Genomic DNA, 19,575 nt, shown 5'->3' on the forward strand with positions numbered 1-19,575 from the left:
CGTCATGAGCTTGTGGATAGAAGGGGGAACGCGGATGGCGCTTTTTATCGCACAACCGGACTGTTTTTATATTTCCTCATCAATGAAAACTATTTCTTCATTAACATGACGGGAAGGATTAATAGCATCTGAGTATTTGCGAGCCTTCTCGCAATCGCTAATAAAACCATCCCGTTTTATTTCCGTCTGATAATTTTTGCCAGCCGGTGGGGAGAGCATAGCGGCGGGTGCTTGAGGCTGGCTTTGAGCACTGACAGGGCCCGGATGGGCGAAAGTCCCAGGAGATATGTCTATCCACTGAGGCTGGCGTATGAATCTGAACAATTCAGATGCCAGTCAGTTCTTTGCAGGGAGGCAAGATATGCCCCTGCGGCAATCATTATACCGTGGACTACGCTGCCGGGATTTATGCTAATGGCAGGCGGCTCATTATGCGCGCTGAATATCAACGCGCGTAGTATGGGGTTGAACGCTGTTCTCGCTTACCAATCGCACAAGAAGCAACGGCGCGGGGAGAACCCCGCGTATGGCTTGTCAGGTCATGGCTTCTCGCAGCCATTTATTTTGCTAAAAGGGCAGCGCTTAACGGGCTGCCCTTTTGTCACTACAGCTGAACAAGCAGGCGTTACACCAGGCTTTTCAGCCGGTAAATCCACTCCAGCGCCTGACGCGGGGTCAGAGAATCCGGATCGAGATTTTCCAGCGCTTCTACCGCTGGCGAGGTCTCTTCCGGGGCGGAGAGCAGTGACATCTGCGTACCGTCGACCTGCGTGGCGGCAACGCCTGGGGCAATACTCTCCAGTTCGCGCAATTTCTGCCGCGCGCGCTTAATCACCTCTTTAGGCACGCCCGCCAGTGCGGCAACCGCCAGACCGTAGCTTTTGCTGGCGGCGCCATCCTGGACGCTGTGCATGAAGGCGATGGTATCGCCATGCTCCAGCGCATCAAGATGGACGTTCGCCACGCCTTCCATTTTCTCCGGCAACTGGGTCAGTTCGAAGTAGTGGGTGGCAAAAAGGGTCAGCGCCTTAATCTTATTGGCCAGACTTTCCGCACAGGCCCACGCCAGCGACAGACCGTCGTAGGTGGAGGTACCGCGGCCGATTTCATCCATCAGCACCAGGCTGTGTTCGGTGGCATTATGCAGAATATTGGCGGTTTCGGTCATTTCTACCATGAAGGTGGAACGGCCGCTTGCCAGGTCATCTGCCGCGCCGACGCGGGTAAAGATGCGATCGACAGGGCCGATTTCAACCTTCTCTGCCGGGACGTAGCTGCCGATATAGGCCAGCAGGGCAATCAGCGCTGTCTGCCGCATATAGGTACTTTTACCGCCCATATTCGGGCCGGTAATAATCAGCATCCGGCGCTGCGGCGCCAGGCTCAACGGGTTGGCGATGAACGGCTCCTTCAGCACCTGTTCGACCACCGGGTGACGGCCTTCGCTGATGCGAATACCCGGTTTGTCGCTAAAGGTCGGGCAGCAGTAGTTCAGGGTTTCCGCGCGTTCGGCGAGGTTAACCAACACATCCAGCTCCGCCAGCGCGCTGGCGCTTTGCTGAAGGTCGGCAAGGTGCGGCAGCAGCATATCGAACAGCTGCTCGTAGAGCTGTTTCTCCAGCGCCAGCGCTTTCCCTTTCGACGTCAGTACCTTATCCTCATACTCCTTCAGTTCCGGAATAATGTAGCGTTCGGCGTTTTTCAGCGTCTGGCGGCGGACGTAGTGAATCGGGGCATGTTGGCTCTGGCCGCGGCTGATCTGAATGTAGTAACCGTGCACGGCATTGTAACCGACTTTCAGCGTGTCCAGCCCCAGGCGCTCGCGTTCGCGAATCTCCAGCTTATCGAGATAGTCGGTGGCGCCATCCGCCAGCGCGCGCCATTCATCGAGCTCCTCATGGTAACCCGGGGCAATAACGCCGCCGTCGCGCACCAGTACCGGCGGTGCGTCGATAATTGCGCGTTCGAGCAGTTCACGCAGTTCGCTGAACTCGCCCATTTTATCGCGCAGCTGCTGGACCGGCGTGCAGCTGACGTCGGCCAGCATTTCGCGCAGGATCGGCAGCTGCTGGAACGCATGACGCATACGGGCGAGGTCGCGCGGACGCGCGGTGCGCAGCGCCAGTCGCGCCAGAATACGTTCCAGATCGCCCACCTGACGCAGCACCGGCTGCAGTTCGGTATAACGCTCCTGCAGCGCGCCTATGGTTTGCTGACGTTCGACCAGCACCGCCGTGTCGCGCACCGGCATATGCAGCCAGCGTTTGAGCATCCGGCTGCCCATCGGCGTCACGGTGCAGTCGAGCACCGACGCCAGCGTATTGTCGAAACCACCGGCCAGGTTCTGGGTAATCTCCAGGTTACGGCGGGTTGCCGCGTCCATAATAATACTGTCCTGCTGGCGCTCCATGGTGATGGAGCGAATATGCGGCAGGGAGGTGCGCTGGGTATCTTTGACATATTGCAACAGGCAGCCTGCGGCACAGAGACCGCGCGGCGCATTTTCGACGCCGAAACCGACCAGGTCGCGGGTGCCAAACTGTAAATTCAGCTGCTGGCGCGCGGTGTCGATTTCAAACTCCCACAGCGGACGACGGCGCAGGCCGCGGCGGCCTTCAATCAACGCCGATTCGGCAAAATCTTCGGCATACAGCAGTTCCGCCGGGTTGGTACGCTGCAGCTCGGCGGCCATGGTTTCGCGGTCGGCGGGTTCGCTCAGGCGAAAACGACCGGAGCTGATATCCAGCGTCGCATAGCCAAAGCCTTTGCTGTCCTGCCAGATAGCGGCCAGCAGGTTATCCTGACGCTCCTGCAGCAGCGCTTCATCGCTGATGGTGCCAGGCGTGACGATACGCACCACTTTGCGTTCGACCGGACCTTTGGTGGTGGCCGGGTCGCCAATCTGTTCGCAAATGGCCACCGATTCACCCTGGTTGACCAGTTTGGCGAGGTAGTTTTCCACCGCATGGTGCGGGATCCCGGCCATCGGAATGGGCTCGCCCGCCGAGGCGCCGCGTTTGGTTAGCGAGATATCGAGCAGCTGTGAAGCCCGTTTGGCATCGTCATAAAACAGCTCGTAAAAGTCCCCCATACGATAGAACAGCAGGATCTCCGGGTGCTGAGCCTTCAGCTTCAGATACTGCTGCATCATCGGGGTATGGGCGTCAAGATTCTCTAGTGTGCTCATCAGGTTATGATGTCCATTTTTAAGTTTTAATGAGTTAGCGGAGTTTATTGTTCTCGTTACGCCGTACTGTGCTCATTGGTTCCCGTGACATTCTGCATTTCTGCTCATTTACATATAGACAGCATGATAACGGAGTCTTTATATCAGGAAAACAAGAAGGAGGCGGTGGGACTGTAAGTATCCCGGCAGTGACGATCATCGATGCTGAAATGGTGAGCAGCATGCCAGCCAACCTGAAGGCTGCGACCGGCGGCAACCCGCGCGACACGAAGCTGGAAGAGATTAAATCGCGGTATCGGGAAATTTTCTAATGCAATAAAAATCCGCTGTTGCCGGTAACCATACCGGCAACGAAATGATGCAGGAAGGGGGGAAGACGGTCACTCAATCGTTGCTGTTCGTCGAAGACTTAATCTTATCGATCGCGGTAACGTTTTCCGACATGGCTTCGTTAAGCACTTTCACCGCCGTGCTGGCATCGCGATTTTTGATAGACATATAGACTTTGATATGGGCTTCAACGCTCTCAAGGGTGATACCTAGCGCACGATTAAGCTCTTCAAGGTAGTAATAATAGATGTCTTTAATGGAATTCATCACATTATAAAAGACACTGTTGTGTGAAGCCCTGACGATAGCCAGGTGAAAAGCGTAGTCTGCCTCAGAATACTTTTTGTAGTCGCCTTTGTTGATCAGCATATTATTGAGCGCTTGCTCAAGCTGGAGAATATCTTCCTCGGTGGCATGGGTGACGGCCAGCTCCACGCATTTGAACTCCACGGTCTGGCGGAAGATCATCATGTCGTGAAACTCTTCGCGGCTGAGATGCATGATTGGACGAGGATCGTTGCTCAGCATCTGCGGCGTAAAGTGATCGCTCACGAAGCTACCGCTCCCCTGGCGAGTGACGACGATGCCGAGATCGCGAAAGCGCTGGACCGCGCTGCGCACGCTGACCCTGCTGACGTTAAAGGAAGTGGTAAGCTCCGCTTCAGACGGGAGGCGGCTACCCGGCGGCCAGCTACCATCCAGCAGCTTTGCGCTTATCTGATCATAAATTTCATTTACAACATTCTGTTTTTGAATGGATTTTATGCTCAAGATCGCTGTCCGTGTGAGTGATAAACAGTCGGGTAATATATCATTTTTCAAAACAAAGCGCCCGTTAGGGCGCCGAATATTAACAAGTCTGTACTTTCGTACTGCTGGACTCTTTACTGGTAAAAGCGGTCATTGAAGTCAGTAAGACGGCGAGGACAAGCGAACTCCCCATGAATATATACGAAGCGCCTGGCCCACCGGTTAAACCATTCAGATAGCCCACAATCCATGAGCCAACGAATGAGCCAAGTGCCCCAAAACTGACGATGAAGGCCATCGCACCAGCCATAACATTCCTTGAGATCATGTCAGGTATTGCCGCAAAAAATGGACCATATGGCGTATACATCGCCCCACCCGCAATCATCAGCAGCACATAGGATAACCAAAAATTGGCGGCGCCGATGGTGAAGGAAGCGATAAAGCAGACCGCGCCCAGACCTAAAAAGAGCAGAACAATAATTTTGCGATTCAGAAATTTATCTGAATACCAGGAGGCGGCTAGCATAAGAGGCACGGCCAGCAGATAAGGGGCTGCCGATAACCAACCCGTCGCGACAATACTCAAACCTGATGCTGATTTCAGTATAGACGGAAGCCACATAATGAAACCATACATTCCTATATTCCAGAAAAAATGAATGAAGGAAAGGGAAAGGACTTTTCCTGAACGAAAAGCTTCACTGTAGTTTTTTATTTCTTTGATGTTAGTTTGCTCAGCGGCCAGCGCGGCTTCAATATCATTTTTTTCTTGTTGTGTTAGCCATTTGGCATCCGCGGGACGGTCAACAAAAATAAACCACCATATCGCCGCCCAAATAATTGCCGGGACGCCTTCAATAATAAACATTCCTCGCCAGCCAAAGGCATCAACAAGATAGCCCGAAAGAACGGACATCCACAGCACGGTAATAGGGTTACCAAGGAAAAGGAAAGTATTGGCTTTTGAACGCTCTTTCTTTGTAAACCAGTGGCTTAAGAAAACAAGCATCGCGGGCATCACCACACTTTCTGCCACGCCAAGAAGGAAGCGAATCACCGCAAGGACTTTTACATCATGCACCATCCCTGTCGCGGTTGCCAGGATTCCCCATAGAATAAGGCTCCAGAATATCAGTTTTTTAGCACTACGTTTTTCAGCGTAAATCCCCCCAGGAACCTGAAAGAAAAAATACCCAAGAAAGAATAAAGCACCTAATAATGATGATATTCCGGGAGTGATATTGAGGTCTTCCGCTAAACCGGATGCGGCACCAAATCCATAGTTAGCACGATCCAGATAGGCCAGGCTATAAGTGATAAATGCCAGCGGTATTAGCTTTTTCCAACGTAATGGAGCTAGTTTTGTTTGTATTTTATCTATCATGATCTCTATTCCAAAATAGGATTTACGCACGGAGGTTGATGATTGGCGAAATGATTACAGTACCGCCAACCAGCCGCCGTCGACGTAAATAATCTGTCCGTTGATATAGTCAGAGGCTTTTGAGGACAGGAAGACCGCAGTCCCAATCAATTCTTCCGGGCGACCCCAGCGCTGCGATGGGTTACTGTCTTTCACCCAGTTGTCGAACTGCTTATCTTCGATAAGGGCGGTATTCATATCGGTCAAAATATAGCCTGGGCCAATGGCGTTGCTCTGTATATTGAATTGCGCCCACTCTGCAGCCATGGAGCAGGTCAGCATTTTGATCCCACCTTTCGCGGCCGTATAGGGCGCGACGGTGGGCCGTGCAGCCTGGCTGGTCAGCGAACCAATATTGACAATTTTCCCGCCGGAACGGCGGGCGATCATTCGTTTTGCCGCGGTGCGCGAGACCAGGAAAGCGCTGGTCAGGTTGGTATCAATCACTTTTTGCCAGTTTTCCAGCTCCAGCTCTACCATCGGTTTGCGGTATTGAATCCCGGCGTTGTTTATCAAAATATCCACGTGGATGTCCTGCGCATCCAGTTCGGCAAACGCTTTCTCAATCGCTTCTTCGCTGGTGACGTCGAACGCCGCGCCGTGCGCGCTGTAACCTTTACTTGCCAGCGCATCGACCGACTCCGCCAGCAGCGTTTCGCGAATATCGTTCAGTATCACTCTGGCGCCCGCAGCGGCGAGTCCTTCCGCATAGGCAAACCCCAGACCGCGCGCCGATCCAGTGACCAGAGCCGTTTTTCCCGTTAAATCGAATAATGCGCTCATTTTATTTCCTCGTTGAATTTACTTGTATGACGACTGTCTTATTTAAGATTGGTTTTTTGGCGAGGCAAAAGCAATACGCTAAAAATAAATTTGCAATATGGATCACAAACACCTCGCATTAACCATCATCTCCATTGCGATTTTTATCGTAACTAATTGATTTGTATTTATATTTGTGATTGTGGCATGATCGCGATCACAGAATTAAATGTTCAGGGAACGATCGCCTGGCTGGTGTGTTATAACAACGCAAAGTTGTAGGACAACCTACATATTTAGCGATGGCATTCTCTTGCAGCATGACAGGCAGTTAATTCTCTGAACTGAGGAGTTAAAGTGAGTAACCTGAAAATCACTAACGTGAAAACGATTCTGACGGCACCCGGTGGCATTGATCTGGCGGTTGTGAAGGTCGAAACCAACGAACCAGGCCTGTATGGTCTGGGTTGCGCGACGTTTACCCAGCGAATCTTCGCCGTGAAAAGCGCTATCGATGAGTACATGGCGCCTTTTCTCATTGGCAAAGATCCAACGCGAATTGAAGATATCTGGCAGTCTGGCGCGGTCAGCGGTTACTGGCGCAACGGACCGATTATGAACAACGCGCTATCGGGCGTGGATATGGCGCTGTGGGATATCAAAGGTAAGCTCGCGGGCATGCCGGTTTATGATTTGTTAGGCGGTAAATGCCGCGACGGCATTCCGCTATATTGCCATACCGATGGCGGTGACGAAGTGGAAGTCGAAGACAATATCCGCGCCAGAATGGAAGAGGGATACCAGTATGTACGCTGTCAGATGGGCATGTATGGCGGCGCGGGTACCGACGATCTCAAGCTGATTGCGACCCAGCTGGCGCGGGCGAAAAATATCCAACCGAAGCGTTCCCCGCGCAGCAAAACGCCGGGAATCTATTTTGACCCGGACGCTTACGCTAAAAGTGTTCCTCGCCTGTTTGACCATCTGCGCAACAAGCTGGGATTTGGTATTGAGTTTATTCATGACGTGCATGAGCGCGTGACGCCGGTGACCGCGATTCATCTTGCCAAAACGCTTGAACAATATCAGCTCTTCTACCTTGAAGATCCGGTCGCTCCGGAAAATATCGACTGGCTTAAAATGCTCCGCCAGCAGTCCTCCACACCGATCTCCATGGGGGAACTGTTTGTGAATGTGAATGAGTGGAAACCCTTAATTGACAATAAGCTGATCGATTATATTCGCTGCCACGTCAGCACTATCGGCGGTATTACGCCAGCGAAGAAACTGGCGGTGTATAGCGAGCTTAACGGTGTGCGCACTGCATGGCATGGGCCTGGCGATATCTCACCGGTCGGCGTCTGCGCGAACATGCACCTTGATCTGAGCTCGCCTAACTTTGGTATTCAGGAGTACACGCCGATGAATGACGCACTACGCGATGTCTTCCCGGGATGCCCGGAGATAGATCACGGTTATGCCTACCCGAACGACAAGCCAGGTCTGGGAATTGATATTGATGAAGCCAAAGCGGCGAAGTATCCGTGCGAAGGCGGCATTCCTTCATGGACGATGGCGCGGACGCCGGATGGCACGGCTTCAAGACCGTAAAAGGCTAATCACCAACGGAAAGGGCGTCAATGTCCGGCTGACAACGTGCGCCCTCCCTGGCATCGCCGGGTATTCTGCCTGACCCACCAGCACCATTGCCGCCCGGCAAAGCGCAGCGCGAACCGGGAAAGCGTTGCTGGCTGGCGCCGGACGATTGACCGTTTTTTGTCGGCCGGGCCAGGCGTTCGCCGCCGCCCGGCAGAAAACAGGCACAATAGTGTCATCAACTCACGGCGCCAGATATACCTGCGGGACGGCAATATCGGGATGCTCAGCCATTCGCACTTCAGCCCCGTACCAGCGGCTGATAACCGACTGGCGAATGACCTCCTGCGGGGTTCCCTCGGCCACCAGCTTTCCCTGATGGAGGAGCAGAATGCGGTCTGCCCAAAGCGCGGCGAGATTGAGGTCGTGCAGTACGACGCAGACGTGCAGCTGGCCGCTGCGGGTCAGCCGTTTTAGCAGACGCAGCAGATGCTGTTGATAGTAAAGATCCAGCGCCGAGGTCGGTTCGTCGAGAAACAGCCAGCCCCGTGGAGCGTCGTCATGCCACAGCTGAGCGAGGCAACGGGCCAACTGCACCCGCTGCTGTTCGCCGCCGGAAAGCGAAGGATAGCGCCTGCCCGCCAGGTGGTCGCAACCGGTTTCCACCATCACCTGCTGAATCATCTGTGGGTCCGGATTTTTACCCCATGGCGAGCGTCCCATGGCGATGACCGTTTCCACCGGCCAGTCGGCATGGAGCTGCGTACGTTGCAACATCACCGCCCGGCGGCGAGAGAGCGCTTCCGACGACCAGTGTTCCAGCGAACGTCCTTCTACATGACGTTCGCCGTCGTTTGGGGATAAGAAACCGGTCAACAGCCGCAGCAGCGTTGATTTACCGGCGCCGTTTGGGCCAATCAGCGCGGTCATCTCTCCACCGGACAGCCGGACCGACACATCATCGATGATCCGGCGTTTGCCCAGCAGCAGAGAGAGTGACGTGGCGCGCCAGGTGCTATCACGATTATCCATATGTCGTCCTTTGCTGGCGGAAAATTAACCACAAAAACCACGGTGCGCCGAGCATGCTGGTCAGCAGACCCACCGGCATTTCGGCTGGTGCGGCGACGGTGCGGGCAAGGGTATCGGCCAGCAGCAGTAAGATCGCCCCGGCCAGCAGCGATCCTGGCACCAGCGCGCGGTGGTCCGGCCCCAGCCACATTCGTATCAGGTGCGGTACCACAAGGCCAATAAAGCCAATCACGCCGCTGATTGCCACCGAAGAGGCCACCAGCAGCGCGCTGCACAGTAGCAGCAGACGCTGCACGGCCCGGACGTTAATCCCCAGGTAGTGGGCTTCTTCATCGCCAAGCTGTAGCAGGTTGAGGCGGGAAGCCATTAGCCAGATGATCAGCGAAGCAGGAAAGATTAAGGTGGCCGCGACCAGCAGCGTGGACCACTCCGCCTGGCCGAGGCTGCCCATCCCCCACAGCGACAGCTGGCGCAGCTGGGTGTCGTTACTTATCCAGGCCAGCACCCCCACCAGCGCGCCGCACAGCGCGTTGATGGCGATCCCGACCAGCAGCAGGCGCGATAGCGAACCCTCATTCGCCTGGCTGAGGATAAAAATGACCACCATGACTGCGATACTGCCGATAAACGCCGCCAGCATGGGAGCATACAGCGCCACCAGCGCCGGAACGGACAGCGGCAGAACCAGCCAGCAGGCCACCGCCAGCGCTGCACCGCTACTGACCCCCAGCAGGCCGGGATCGGCTAATGGGTTGCGGAACAGCCCTTGCATGACGCAGCCGGAGAGCGCCAGCGCGGCGCCGACCAGCAGCGCCAGCAGGACGCGCGGCAGACGAATGGTGAGCCAGATATGGCGCAGCACCTCATCCCCCGGCGGCCACAGACTGGCGAGCGGCAGAGGCATTGCGCCGAGGGTAGTCGCGAACAGCGTCAGGCTCACCAGCAGCAGCGTCATTAACCACAGATGGCGAGAGAGAGTGGAGCGCATCAGGGGAGCTGCTCCGCTTTTTTCCTCAGCTCGCTGACCGCCTGCGGCGTCCGCGGTCCAAAGCCGAGCAGGGCCATATCGTCAATCACCAGCACCTGTTTATGGCGACCGGCAGGCGTTTGCGCCAGCCCCGGCAGTTTCCATAAGCCGGCTTCACCGCCCATACCTTTAAGCCCGTCGGCGGAGATCACCACCAGGTCCGGCAGGCTGGCGATCACGCCTTCCTGAGACATGCTGCGATAATGGTCGAATCCCTGCATCGCGTTCTGCAGCCCGGCGGCCTGAATAGCACCATCGGCAGCGGTCTTTTGCCCGGCGACCATCGTGTTCATTCCGCCGTGGCTGAGAATAAACAGCACCCGTTTGCCGACCGGTTGCGTGGGGATCTGCGCTATCTGTGCGGCAACGGTGTGGCGCAGGGCGTCACCTTCAGCCTGCTTACCCAGCGCGTCGGCAACCGCGACGATTTTTTTATCAATCGCCGACAGATCGTTACCGCCCGGGATATTAACCACTCTTACCCGACTGTCCTCTACCTTTTGCAGGACCAGCGAAGGCTGGGCCTGCGCGCTCGCCAGGACGATTGTCGGGCGTAACGACAGGATCCCCTCGGCGTTCAGCTGGCGTATATAGCCGACGTCCGGCAGCGATCGCGCGGCGGCAGGCCAGGTGCTGGTACTGTCCTTAGCGACCAACTGCTGCTGTGCATCCAGGGCATAGACGATTTCTGTGACATCGCCGCCCAGAGAGATGATGCGTTCTGCGGCGGCATGCGCAAACAGGGGAAGAGCGGCAAATAACATCAGCCAGCGTTTCATGCGCTCTGTCCTTCCGTCGTCAGACGGTCAACCTGGCTACGCCATGTCGCCTGCTCCGGATGGCCTTCGCTACGCTGGCCGTATAGCTGGGCGATTTGCGTACCGTCATGGGCAAACAGCTCCACGCTGGTGACGTGGCCATCCGAGGTCGGCTTACGCGTTACCCAGACTTCATCAACACTGTCTTCGCGCAGGTGCAGGGTGAAGGTGGTATTGAAGATGTTGAGCCAGCCGCGCATCGGGGCCAGCTTTTCCAGGGTGCCGGTAAAGATTTGCACGCAGCCGCGGTTGCCAACAAAAATCATGATCTCGTTGCCCTCTTCGCGAATGGTTTCCAGCAGGTGCGGCAGGGCATCGTGGTCAATGCGGCAGGCCAGGTCATCGCTGACCAGACGGAAAGCCTGCTGGCGAGAGAGGTTATATTTTCGCAACAGCCCGAAGAACTGATGGACGTCGGTCATGGCGCGCCATTCATTTTCCAGCGCCGCGCCGTCGGCGGAAGCGGCATAGCGGGGGGCATCAACGGGGCGGATAGCCAACGGTGTCGGGGCGGCATGGGTCTGCCCCGCAATCAGCGCTTCCCACGCCGTCATATCGGTTTGAGCCGTCGCATAGACTTTCAACAGCGCGTCGCCGTGATGGTCGAAGAACTGAATACTCTGGCGGCCGTTATCACTCAGGTGGAAGGCGCAGGCCCACTGGCTGAGGAACAGGCGCAGATCGAGTGCGCGCGGGTTCAGCACCAGCCCGGCATGGCCGCTAAGGTGCTGGTGGGTAAACTGGCCCACCTGCTCATGCACCGCATATTCATTACGGCAGATGCATTTGGTCTCGCCGACGCTTTCCAGTCCAGCGATGATTGCCCGCATGTCGTCCTGCAGGCGAACGGCATCGTGGCCAACGCGAGCGGCGGTTAATTCCGCTTCGCTAATGCCCATTTCAGCGGCGATATCACGGGCATATTTAACGGAAGCCTGCGCTTTGGCAGCCTGATAGCGCTGCCACAGTTCGTTTGCGTTGTGTTGCATGATTCACATCCTTCTCTACGATGAATATCCCCGGCCGTGGCCGGGGAGCAGGTTCATCCCCGCTGTCTTTCAGCATGTTGCGAACGGGACGTTGCACTGCCGGCCTGAGTCTGCGTATCGCGACCCACGCTGCTGCTGCCGGTCGGTATGCTGAAATCCATGGGGTTTATTATTCTCCGGGCTATCAGAAATCGACGTTGACGCCCAGTTGCCAGGTCCGGCCCGGCATTGTCGCCAGCGCTTTATCGTAGGCGTCCTGATTCGTCGACGTCTCAATATTGCGGCTGCTCAGGTAATCCCAGTATTGTCGATCGGTAATGTTGTAAACGCCGCCGTTAATACGCACGTTTTTCGCCACCTGCCACCAGGCCGTCAGGTCCAGCATGCCGTAGCCAGGCACGCGCATGTATTCGCTGGAGGAGTCGGTAATGGCGGAACCCGTGTTGGTATAGCTTTCGCGGTTGGTGGCGCTGGCCTGCTTACCTTTCACGAAGGTGGCGGTCAACGCGGTCCCGTAGCGTTTCGCCGGATCGTCCCAGGCTACGCCGACGATAGCCTTCATCGGCGCCACGCTGTCGAGGTCGATGTATTTGTCGCCGAGATAGCTGGATTTCGATTTCCCTTCACTATAGCCGTAGGCCAGCGTCGCGCTCAGGCCGTTAACCTCTTCAAACCAGGTGCCAAAGTTGAATTTGGCGCTGATTTCGCCGCCGTAGATATAGGCTTTATCGCGGTTTTCCGCCTGATAAATCGTATAGATATTCGACGGGACGTTGGTGAAGTGGTCCGGATTGCCGGAACGGGTGTAGCGGCTATAGGCGATGAAGTTCTTATAGCTGTTGTAGAACAGGGCGGTACGCATCGTGATCCCTTCGACCACTTCGCCTTTTAAGCCCCATTCGAAATTGTCGCTGGTTTCCGTGTTCAGATCGGTGTTACCAATCAGCGCATACTGCGCTCGTCCGGCGTAGCTGGAGCCGAGGTTCCAGGAGCCGTACAGCTGGCTGGCGTTGGGGAACTCGGCGCCGCGTTTATACTGCAGGTAGGTCATGGTACGCGGAGTGATATCGTACTGGAAGGTCAGGGACGGCAGCACCTGAGTATCGGAGTTTTTACCGTACAGGCTGGCGACGGAGGACTCCGTCAGCACGCTGCTGTTGGTGGTCAGATCGCCGAGATTCTCCGGTTTGGTGGATTGATGCACCACGCGCACGCCCGGGATCACCGCAAAGTTGTGGCTGTCGAGATCGAAGTTGATCTTATCCTGAACGAAGCCGCCAAGGGTGTAGCCCCGGCTGTCGGCTTCCGGCTGCATGATCTCGCTGTAGATACTCGGGACCGGCGACTGGCTGAACGGGCGCTGGGTTTTGGTGGTGCTGGCGTTGAGCCCGGCGCTCAGGTCGTGGCGACCAATGGATTTCGCCAGCGCGGTCTGAATACCCCAGGTGTCGGTATCGTAGTCAGAGTTGACCGTTTCCATCGATCCGGTGGTGCTGTCCGGCATCCAGGTCCAGTCATGGGCCTCGGTGTGCTGGTAGTAGACTTTGGTCGACATACTGTCGAGATAGTCATTCATTGGCGTCCAGTCGTCTTTCAAACTGATGCCCCAGCGACGAGTCTGGCTGGTCTGGTTGGCATCGCCAATGATGCTGTTGCCGCTGCTATCCCAGCTGTCAAAGTGGGTGTGGTTGGTTTTATGGTAGTAGTCGAGCGTGCTGGTCAGCTTGTGTTCATCATTTGGCTGCCAGATGCCGGAGGCCATAAAGGCATCGGAGTGCCAGTTGGCCGGATAGGCGTCAATCTTATCGCTGTTATTTTGGGTTTCCTGGCCGTCGCGGCGGCTGTAGACGAAAATGCCGCGTAGGGTTTCATCTCCGCCGGCCACCGTCACGCCGTTATGCCAGCTGCGGTCGGCAGAGTCGTAGCCGCTCCGGTAGCCGAAGGCGCTGGTTTTTCCCGGGCGCAGATAATCATCGGCAGATTTCGGCTGGAAGGAGACGTTGCCGCCGATAGAGGTGTTGGCGGTTTCAGTCGAGGTGGCACCGGACTGAATATCGATGCTGCCGTACATATACGGGTCGATATAATCGCGACCGATGCCAAACGTATTCAGGCCGGCACGGCCGACGTAGCCGCGCCCGGTCGCATCCGGCTGCGCGATGCCGTCGACATCAATCCCGACGCGGTTGCTTTCCAGCCCGCGAATGTTATAACCGGTATAGCCGCCGCGGTCGAAGCCGCTTTTACCATTACCCGAGCCGCCGCTAGCGCCGGTCGCGCCGATCAGCGGTTCGTAACGCATGACGGAACCAAAATCTTTGGCCCCTTTGTCCTGTAGCTCCTGCGCGCTGACCGAATGTTCGCTGCCGGCTTTGAGCAGGGGAGCGGGTGCGGTGACGGTCATCTGCTCGGAGCTATCCGATGAGGTGTCGCTGGTGGTGGTGTGTGCGGTGGTATCAGCTGCCCCGGCGGTCGTCTGATAGATTGCTGCAAGCAACGAAGTCACCAGCAGGCTTTTCTTAAACCAGGCCGGTGATTGAGTGGATTTGTACATAGTAGCCACGCCTTGATAATTATTAGTATCGGCTCACGCGTTACTTCCAGATTTGCAGGTGAGTCCCGTTGCTTCCGTTAGCGGACTCTGTTTCTCCATGATTATTGATTGCGAATGGTAATGATAGGTATTATCGTTTGCAACAAAATAATCATGTATTCCCCATTTAATCTGCAATTTGTTTACAATCAGCCCTTTTAGATACAGCGAGAAAGTCATGAGTCACAAAGCCGCGATTACGATCAACTACTGCTCTCAATGCAACTGGATGCTGCGCGCCAGCTGGATGGCTCAGGAGCTGCTGCATACGTTCAGTACCGATATCGGCTCGGTCACGCTGGTCCCGGGCACCGGCGGCATCTTCACCATTACCGTCGACGACGTACAAATCTGGGACCGCAAGCAGGATGAGGGTTTCCCGGATGCGGCTGAACTCAAGCGCCGGGTACGGGATGTCTGTTTCCCCGAGAAGTCGCTGGGCCACCTCGATAAGTCTGCCGATCCGGTGTAAGCAAGAGGGGAAAACGGCTGCGCCAGAGGTCATAAAGGTGTATTATTTTTGCATCTTTATTAATGGGGAAGCGCAATGGCGGGTCAACGCATCAACCGGGAAAAAAAGACTATCCGCAGCATGATTTCGCTCTATCAGCGCCGCTGCCCGGACGCGCAGGCTGACGTGGAGCATTACCAGGCGCTGAACGCCTATGCCGATAAGCGGCTGGATAAATGCGTGTTTGGCGAAGAGAAGCCGGCCTGTAAGCAGTGCCCGGTCCACTGCTACCAGCCGGCAAAACGCGAAGAAATGAAGCAGATCATGCGCTGGGCGGGGCCGCGAATGCTCTGGCGTCACCCGATTCTGACGATTCGCCACCTGATTGATGACCGGCGTCCCGTGCCGGAGCTTCCGGAAAAATACCGGCCTAAAAAGTAGCGGTGGCTTTCCCGGCTTGCGCAGCGCTTAGCCGGGCGACAATGCGTGCGGTCTGTCGGTACGGTCGCCCGGGTAAGGCGTCAGCCGCTACCCGGGGTCTCTGCGGACGTCGCCTGGGTTTGATTGTCGCGAACCGACGTCCAGACAAAGGTGATAATAAACAGCGCGGTAAACAACACCACGATGGTCGGCGCCGGGGCACTGTCAAGGTAAAACGATAGCCACACGCCGCCCAGCGAACAGCTTACGGCAATCGCCACCGCCAGCAGCAGCGCACTGATAAAACGCCGGGTCAGCAGCAGAGCAATGGCCCCGGGAGCAATCAGCAGCGAGATTGACAAAATAATCCCCACCGCTTTGAGCGTCGCCACGATGGTCAGGGCAATCATGCACAGCAGTCCGTAGTGCAGCAGGCCGCAGCGTAATCCGCTGGCTTTAGCCTGATGCGGATCGAAGGCGTGTAGCAGAAAGTCGCGCCACTTTAGCCCGATAATCAGCGCAATCACCAGGGCAATCGTCGACGTTTGCCCAATATCGCTGGCGGAAATCCCCAACATATCGCCAAACAGAATATGGTCGAGATGGACTTCGGACTGAATAGCGACATACAGCACCAGCCCGGCGCCAAACATCCCGGAAAAGACAATGCCCATAATGGTATCGCGCTTGATGCGACTGTTATCGTCGAGATAGCCGGTCGCGATGGCGCAGAATAGTCCGGCAACAAAGGCGCCAATGGCGAACGGGATCCCGACAATATAGGCCACCACCACGCCGGGAAAGACCGCATGGCTCATGGCATCCCCCATCAACGCCCAGCCTTTCAGCACCAGAAAAACCGACAGTAGCGCGCAGGGAATGGCGACGATGGCTGCCACCAGCATGGCGTTGACCATAAACGAAAACTGGAACGGTTCGAGAAGCGTGGTCAGCAGCATGATCCCTCCCTGGCGCGACGGCGGTTGGCCAGCAGGCCGTGTTTGGGAGCAAAGACAAAGGTCACCAGAAAGAGCAAGGTCTGGGCCACGACGATAATGCCGCCGGTTGCGCCATCCAGATAGTAGCTCAGCCAGGCGCCGAAAAAACTGGTCAGGCTGCCAATAGCGACGGCAATCGCCAGCAGGCGTGGAAAGCGGTCGGTCAGCAGCCAGGCGGTCGCTCCCGGAGTGACTACCAGGCAAATGACCAGGAAGGCGCCCACGGTTTGCAATGCCGCCACGGTACAGGCGGCCAGCAGCGTGAAGAACAGCAGCTTGAGCCCGGTGGTGTTCAGGCCAATGGATCGGGCGTGGCTCTCATCGAAAAAGGTCACCATCAGGTCTTTCCATTTCAGCAGCAGAATCACCATTGAAATCGAGCCGATGGCCGCCAGCTGAATAATATCTTCCGGGGCGATCGCCAGGATATTGCCGAGAATAATGGTCTGGATATTTACCGAGGTTGGGTTGAGCGACACCATAAACAGCCCGATACCGAAGAACGACGAAAAAATCAGACCGATAATGGCATCCTCTTTGAGCTTCGAACGCTGGTTGAGAAACAGCATGCTGCCCGCCGCCAGTCCTCCGGAGAGAAAAGCGCCGACGGCGAAGGGCAGGCCGAGCATATACGCTCCCGCCACGCCCGGTACGATGGAGTGGGAGAGGGCATCGCCAATCAGCGACCAGCCTTTTAGCATCAGGTAGCAGGAGAGAAAGGCGCACACGCCGCCCACCAGCGCCGATACCCACATCGCATTCAGCATATACTGATAGCCGAACGGCTCGATTAGCCAGTTCATCCTTCTCCTCCCGTCGTCCGACGGCTGATAAACGGCCGTTCATCGTCGGTGATAATCTGCTCTTCTCCGCCGCTGAGCACCACGTGGCGCAGCGCGCCGCTGAAAGCGAGTTCGAGGTTGGCAGCGGTAAAGGTTGTTTCCGTCGGTCCGCTGGCCAACACGGTGCCTTTGACCATCACCGTGTAATCGCAAAACTCGCTGACCGAACCGAGATTGTGGGTCGAAACCAGCAGGGTACAGCCGTCGTCGCGCAGCTCGCGCAGCAGGGTGATGATCTGGGTTTCGGTCTGGACGTCAACGCCGGTAAACGGCTCATCCAGCAGAATGACCTTGCCCTGCTGAGCGATGGCGCGGGCAAGGAACACCCGTTTTTTCTGTCCGCCGGACAGCTCGCCGATTTGCCGGTGGCGATAGTCGCTCATCCCGACGCGGGCCAGCGCCGCATCAACCACTTCCCGGTCATAGGCTTTGGCCCGTCGCAGCCAGCCCATATGTCCGTAGCGGCCCATCATGACGACATCCTCCACCAGTACCGGGAAGGTCCAGTCAACGTCCTCTGATTGCGGGACATAGGCCACCAGGTTCTGGCGCAGCGCGCGATGAACCGGCTGGCCAAGTATGGCAATCTCGCCATGGGACAGACGAACAAAGCCCATCAGCGCTTTAAACAGCGTCGATTTTCCCGAACCATTGATGCCCACCAGCGCGGCAATGGAGCCGCGTGGTACGCTGAAGGTGGCATCGCGCAGCGCGGTGTGGCCGTTGCGATAGGTTACGCTGACCCGGTTGACCGAGAGGCCAGGCAGATCGGCGGTCATGGCTGTTTCCTCATCCCATCGTTGATGCCCTGGACGATGGTTTGCGTCGTAACGCGCAGCAGATCCAGGTAGGTGGGAACCGGGCCATCGGCGGCGCTCAGGGAGTCAACATAAAGCACGCCGCCATAATGGGCGCCGGCTTCCCGCGCCACCTGGCGCGCCGGTTTATCTGAAATAGTGCTTTCGCTGAAGATGGTCGGGATATGCTCTTTCTTCATGGTGTCGATGGTTTTACGCACCTGCTGCGGCGTGCCCTGCTGGTCGGCATTGATTGGCCACAGGTAGCGCTCTTTCAGCCCGTTGTCGCGGGCCAGATAGGAGAACGCGCCTTCGCTGGTCACCAGCCAACGCTTCTCTACCGGCAGTTTCGCCAGCTCCGCCTTCAGCGGCGCCATAGTCTGGCGGATTTTCTCTTTATAGATGGCGGCATTCTGACGATAGGTCTGCGCATTCGCAGGGTCGTATTTGCTCAGCGCATCACGGATGTTATCGACGTAGATCAGCGCGTTATCCGCCGACATCCACGCATGGGGGTTGGGCTTACCGTTATAGGGACCTTCGCTGATCCCCATTGGCTGAATCCCCTCGCTGACGACCACTTCCGGGACCCCTTTCAGGTGCTGATAAAAGCGGGCGAACCACAGTTCCAGGTTCAGACCGTTGGTGAGGATCAGCTGTGCCCCCTGGGCGCGTTTAATATCGCCGGGCGTCGGCTGGTATTCGTGGATCTCGGCGCCGGGTTTGGTAATCGAGCTGACCTGGGCCGCCTCTCCGGCGACGTTTTGCGCCATATCGGCAATCACCGTAAAGGTGGTGATCACTTTGAATTTTTCGCTGGCCTGAGCCGGGGCGATCGCCAACAGGCCGAGCAGAGCGGTAAAGATCAGGTGCTTCAGAGGCGGCAGGTGCAGCATAGGATCCCTCACATCATTGTGGTTAATTAATCATCTGTTATAGCCATTGCTATGTTATATAGCACAGGCTATTTATAAATGAAAATGATTATTATTTAAATGCTGAGAGGAAAACCGTACAAACCGGCTGTCGCGGGGAAAATGGCAAGACGTTTCAAAGAACGCCGTTTCGTGTGAAGCGGCGTTGGAGTGCGGATTACGCGCGGATGGCGAGGAGAATGGCCGAGGCTTTGATCAGCGCAATCACGCGGCTGCCCTCGACCAGCTTCATCTCTTCCTGACTTTCATTGGTGACGACGGCGATGATAGCGAAGCCCGCGTCGGTTTTGATGTGCACCGTCGCGTTGACCGCCCCTTCAGTGATGCGGGTGACGCTCCCGGCAAACTGATTGCGCGCGGAGAACTTCAGGCCGCAATCCTCTGTGGCCAGGGTGACCCACGGCGCTTTAATCAGCGCGATGGCTTCTTTACCGGCAACCAGACCCAGCGCCTCCTTGCTGCTGTGGGTGACGATCGCCACCAGTTTTGCGCCGCCGGCGAGGGTCAATTCCACTTCATCGTTGGCCGCGCCGGCGGCAACTGCGCTGACCGTGCCGGTCAACTGGTTACGTGCTGATACCGCCATAAAATCTCCTTGTGTGGCTGATTAAGTGAGTACAGG

General features: G+C 56.5%; 18 protein-coding genes. 4 read left to right on the forward strand and 14 right to left on the reverse strand.

From position 1 onward, the window contains the following. Window positions 1–625 precede the first annotated feature (625 nt). Window positions 626–3,187: a DNA mismatch repair protein MutS gene (gene mutS, locus GRPL_RS16210; RefSeq protein WP_032698913.1), complete on the reverse strand. Its 2,562-nt coding sequence runs from the start codon at window positions 3,185–3,187 to the stop codon at window positions 626–628. A gap of 188 nt (window positions 3,188–3,375) precedes the next feature. Here mutS and GRPL_RS28430 point away from each other — a divergent pair, with 188 nt between their 5' ends. After that, the gene (locus tag GRPL_RS28430; protein ID WP_257213423.1) at window positions 3,376–3,498 is read left to right on the forward strand and encodes a hypothetical protein; all 123 of its coding nucleotides are present in this window, start codon (window positions 3,376–3,378) and stop codon (window positions 3,496–3,498) included. 73 nt (window positions 3,499–3,571) lie between these two features. Here GRPL_RS28430 and GRPL_RS16205 read toward each other — a convergent pair whose 3' ends face one another. The 3 genes from GRPL_RS16205 to GRPL_RS16195 form a co-directional block, all read right to left on the reverse strand. Next, on the reverse strand, window positions 3,572–4,288 hold the full coding sequence (locus GRPL_RS16205) for a FadR/GntR family transcriptional regulator (RefSeq protein ID WP_032696765.1): 717 nt from the start codon (window positions 4,286–4,288) through the stop codon (window positions 3,572–3,574). 79 nt (window positions 4,289–4,367) lie between these two features. Then, window positions 4,368–5,654, reverse strand: coding sequence for an MFS transporter (locus tag GRPL_RS16200; protein ID WP_077267058.1), 1,287 nt, complete (start codon window positions 5,652–5,654; stop codon window positions 4,368–4,370). Between the two features lie 54 nt (window positions 5,655–5,708). Next, entirely contained in the window at window positions 5,709–6,476 is a 768-nt protein-coding gene (locus tag GRPL_RS16195; protein WP_032696766.1) for an SDR family oxidoreductase, read from the reverse strand. Between the two features lie 336 nt (window positions 6,477–6,812). Here GRPL_RS16195 and GRPL_RS16190 point away from each other — a divergent pair, with 336 nt between their 5' ends. Then, a complete protein-coding gene (locus GRPL_RS16190; RefSeq protein ID WP_032696767.1) occupies window positions 6,813–8,066 on the forward strand; it encodes an enolase C-terminal domain-like protein in 1,254 nt (417 codons plus the stop codon). 228 nt (window positions 8,067–8,294) lie between these two features. Here GRPL_RS16190 and GRPL_RS16185 read toward each other — a convergent pair whose 3' ends face one another. The 5 genes from GRPL_RS16185 to GRPL_RS16165 form a co-directional block, all read right to left on the reverse strand. Beyond that, complete coding sequence (locus GRPL_RS16185) at window positions 8,295–9,083, reverse strand: heme ABC transporter ATP-binding protein (protein ID WP_032698915.1); 789 nt, start codon at window positions 9,081–9,083, stop codon at window positions 8,295–8,297. Next, window positions 9,076–10,071 carry a FecCD family ABC transporter permease gene (locus GRPL_RS16180; protein WP_032690974.1) on the reverse strand — a complete coding sequence of 332 codons (996 nt, stop codon included), beginning with the start codon at window positions 10,069–10,071 and terminating at the stop codon, window positions 9,076–9,078. Before GRPL_RS16180 ends, GRPL_RS16185 begins: the two co-directional genes overlap by 8 nt. After that, window positions 10,071–10,889 (reverse strand): heme/hemin ABC transporter substrate-binding protein, encoded by an 819-nt coding sequence (locus GRPL_RS16175; protein ID WP_032690975.1) that lies wholly within the window; start codon window positions 10,887–10,889, stop codon window positions 10,071–10,073. Before GRPL_RS16175 ends, GRPL_RS16180 begins: the two co-directional genes overlap by 1 nt. After that, the gene (locus GRPL_RS16170) at window positions 10,886–11,917 is read right to left on the reverse strand and encodes a hemin-degrading factor (RefSeq protein WP_032698917.1); all 1,032 of its coding nucleotides are present in this window, start codon (window positions 11,915–11,917) and stop codon (window positions 10,886–10,888) included. The genes GRPL_RS16175 and GRPL_RS16170 overlap by 4 nt, the downstream gene beginning before the upstream one ends. Window positions 11,918–12,101: 184 nt before the next feature. Next, window positions 12,102–14,471 (reverse strand): TonB-dependent receptor domain-containing protein, encoded by a 2,370-nt coding sequence (locus GRPL_RS16165; RefSeq protein WP_032696770.1) that lies wholly within the window; start codon window positions 14,469–14,471, stop codon window positions 12,102–12,104. Window positions 14,472–14,688: 217 nt separating this feature from the next. On the opposite strand from GRPL_RS16165, the gene GRPL_RS16160 reads away from it, so the two are divergent. Both GRPL_RS16160 and GRPL_RS16155 read left to right on the forward strand, forming a co-directional pair. Further along, a complete protein-coding gene (locus GRPL_RS16160) occupies window positions 14,689–14,982 on the forward strand; it encodes an Rdx family protein (RefSeq protein ID WP_032698919.1) in 294 nt (97 codons plus the stop codon). Window positions 14,983–15,057: 75 nt separating this feature from the next. Continuing rightward, window positions 15,058–15,402 carry a nitrous oxide-stimulated promoter family protein gene (locus tag GRPL_RS16155; protein WP_032698920.1) on the forward strand — a complete coding sequence of 115 codons (345 nt, stop codon included), beginning with the start codon at window positions 15,058–15,060 and terminating at the stop codon, window positions 15,400–15,402. A gap of 80 nt (window positions 15,403–15,482) precedes the next feature. On the opposite strand, the gene sitD is transcribed toward GRPL_RS16155, so the two are convergent. The 5 genes from sitD to GRPL_RS16130 form a co-directional block, all read right to left on the reverse strand. Beyond that, window positions 15,483–16,340, reverse strand: coding sequence for an iron/manganese ABC transporter permease subunit SitD (gene sitD / locus GRPL_RS16150; protein WP_162180070.1), 858 nt, complete (start codon window positions 16,338–16,340; stop codon window positions 15,483–15,485). After that, on the reverse strand, window positions 16,331–17,182 hold the full coding sequence (gene sitC / locus GRPL_RS16145; protein WP_032690979.1) for an iron/manganese ABC transporter permease subunit SitC: 852 nt from the start codon (window positions 17,180–17,182) through the stop codon (window positions 16,331–16,333). The genes sitD and sitC overlap by 10 nt, the downstream gene beginning before the upstream one ends. Beyond that, a complete protein-coding gene (locus GRPL_RS16140; RefSeq protein ID WP_032698922.1) occupies window positions 17,179–18,000 on the reverse strand; it encodes a manganese/iron ABC transporter ATP-binding protein in 822 nt (273 codons plus the stop codon). The genes sitC and GRPL_RS16140 overlap by 4 nt, the downstream gene beginning before the upstream one ends. Beyond that, window positions 17,997–18,914, reverse strand: a complete 918-nt coding sequence (locus tag GRPL_RS16135; RefSeq protein WP_032690981.1) for a metal ABC transporter substrate-binding protein — start codon at window positions 18,912–18,914, stop codon at window positions 17,997–17,999. The genes GRPL_RS16140 and GRPL_RS16135 overlap by 4 nt, the downstream gene beginning before the upstream one ends. Before the next feature lie 196 nt (window positions 18,915–19,110). Beyond that, the gene (locus tag GRPL_RS16130; RefSeq protein WP_032698924.1) at window positions 19,111–19,539 is read right to left on the reverse strand and encodes a TOBE domain-containing protein; all 429 of its coding nucleotides are present in this window, start codon (window positions 19,537–19,539) and stop codon (window positions 19,111–19,113) included. Window positions 19,540–19,575: the final 36 nt, after the last annotated feature.

The organism is Klebsiella planticola ATCC 33531, assembly GCF_000735435.1.
Taxonomy (GTDB): domain Bacteria; phylum Pseudomonadota; class Gammaproteobacteria; order Enterobacterales; family Enterobacteriaceae; genus Klebsiella; species Klebsiella planticola.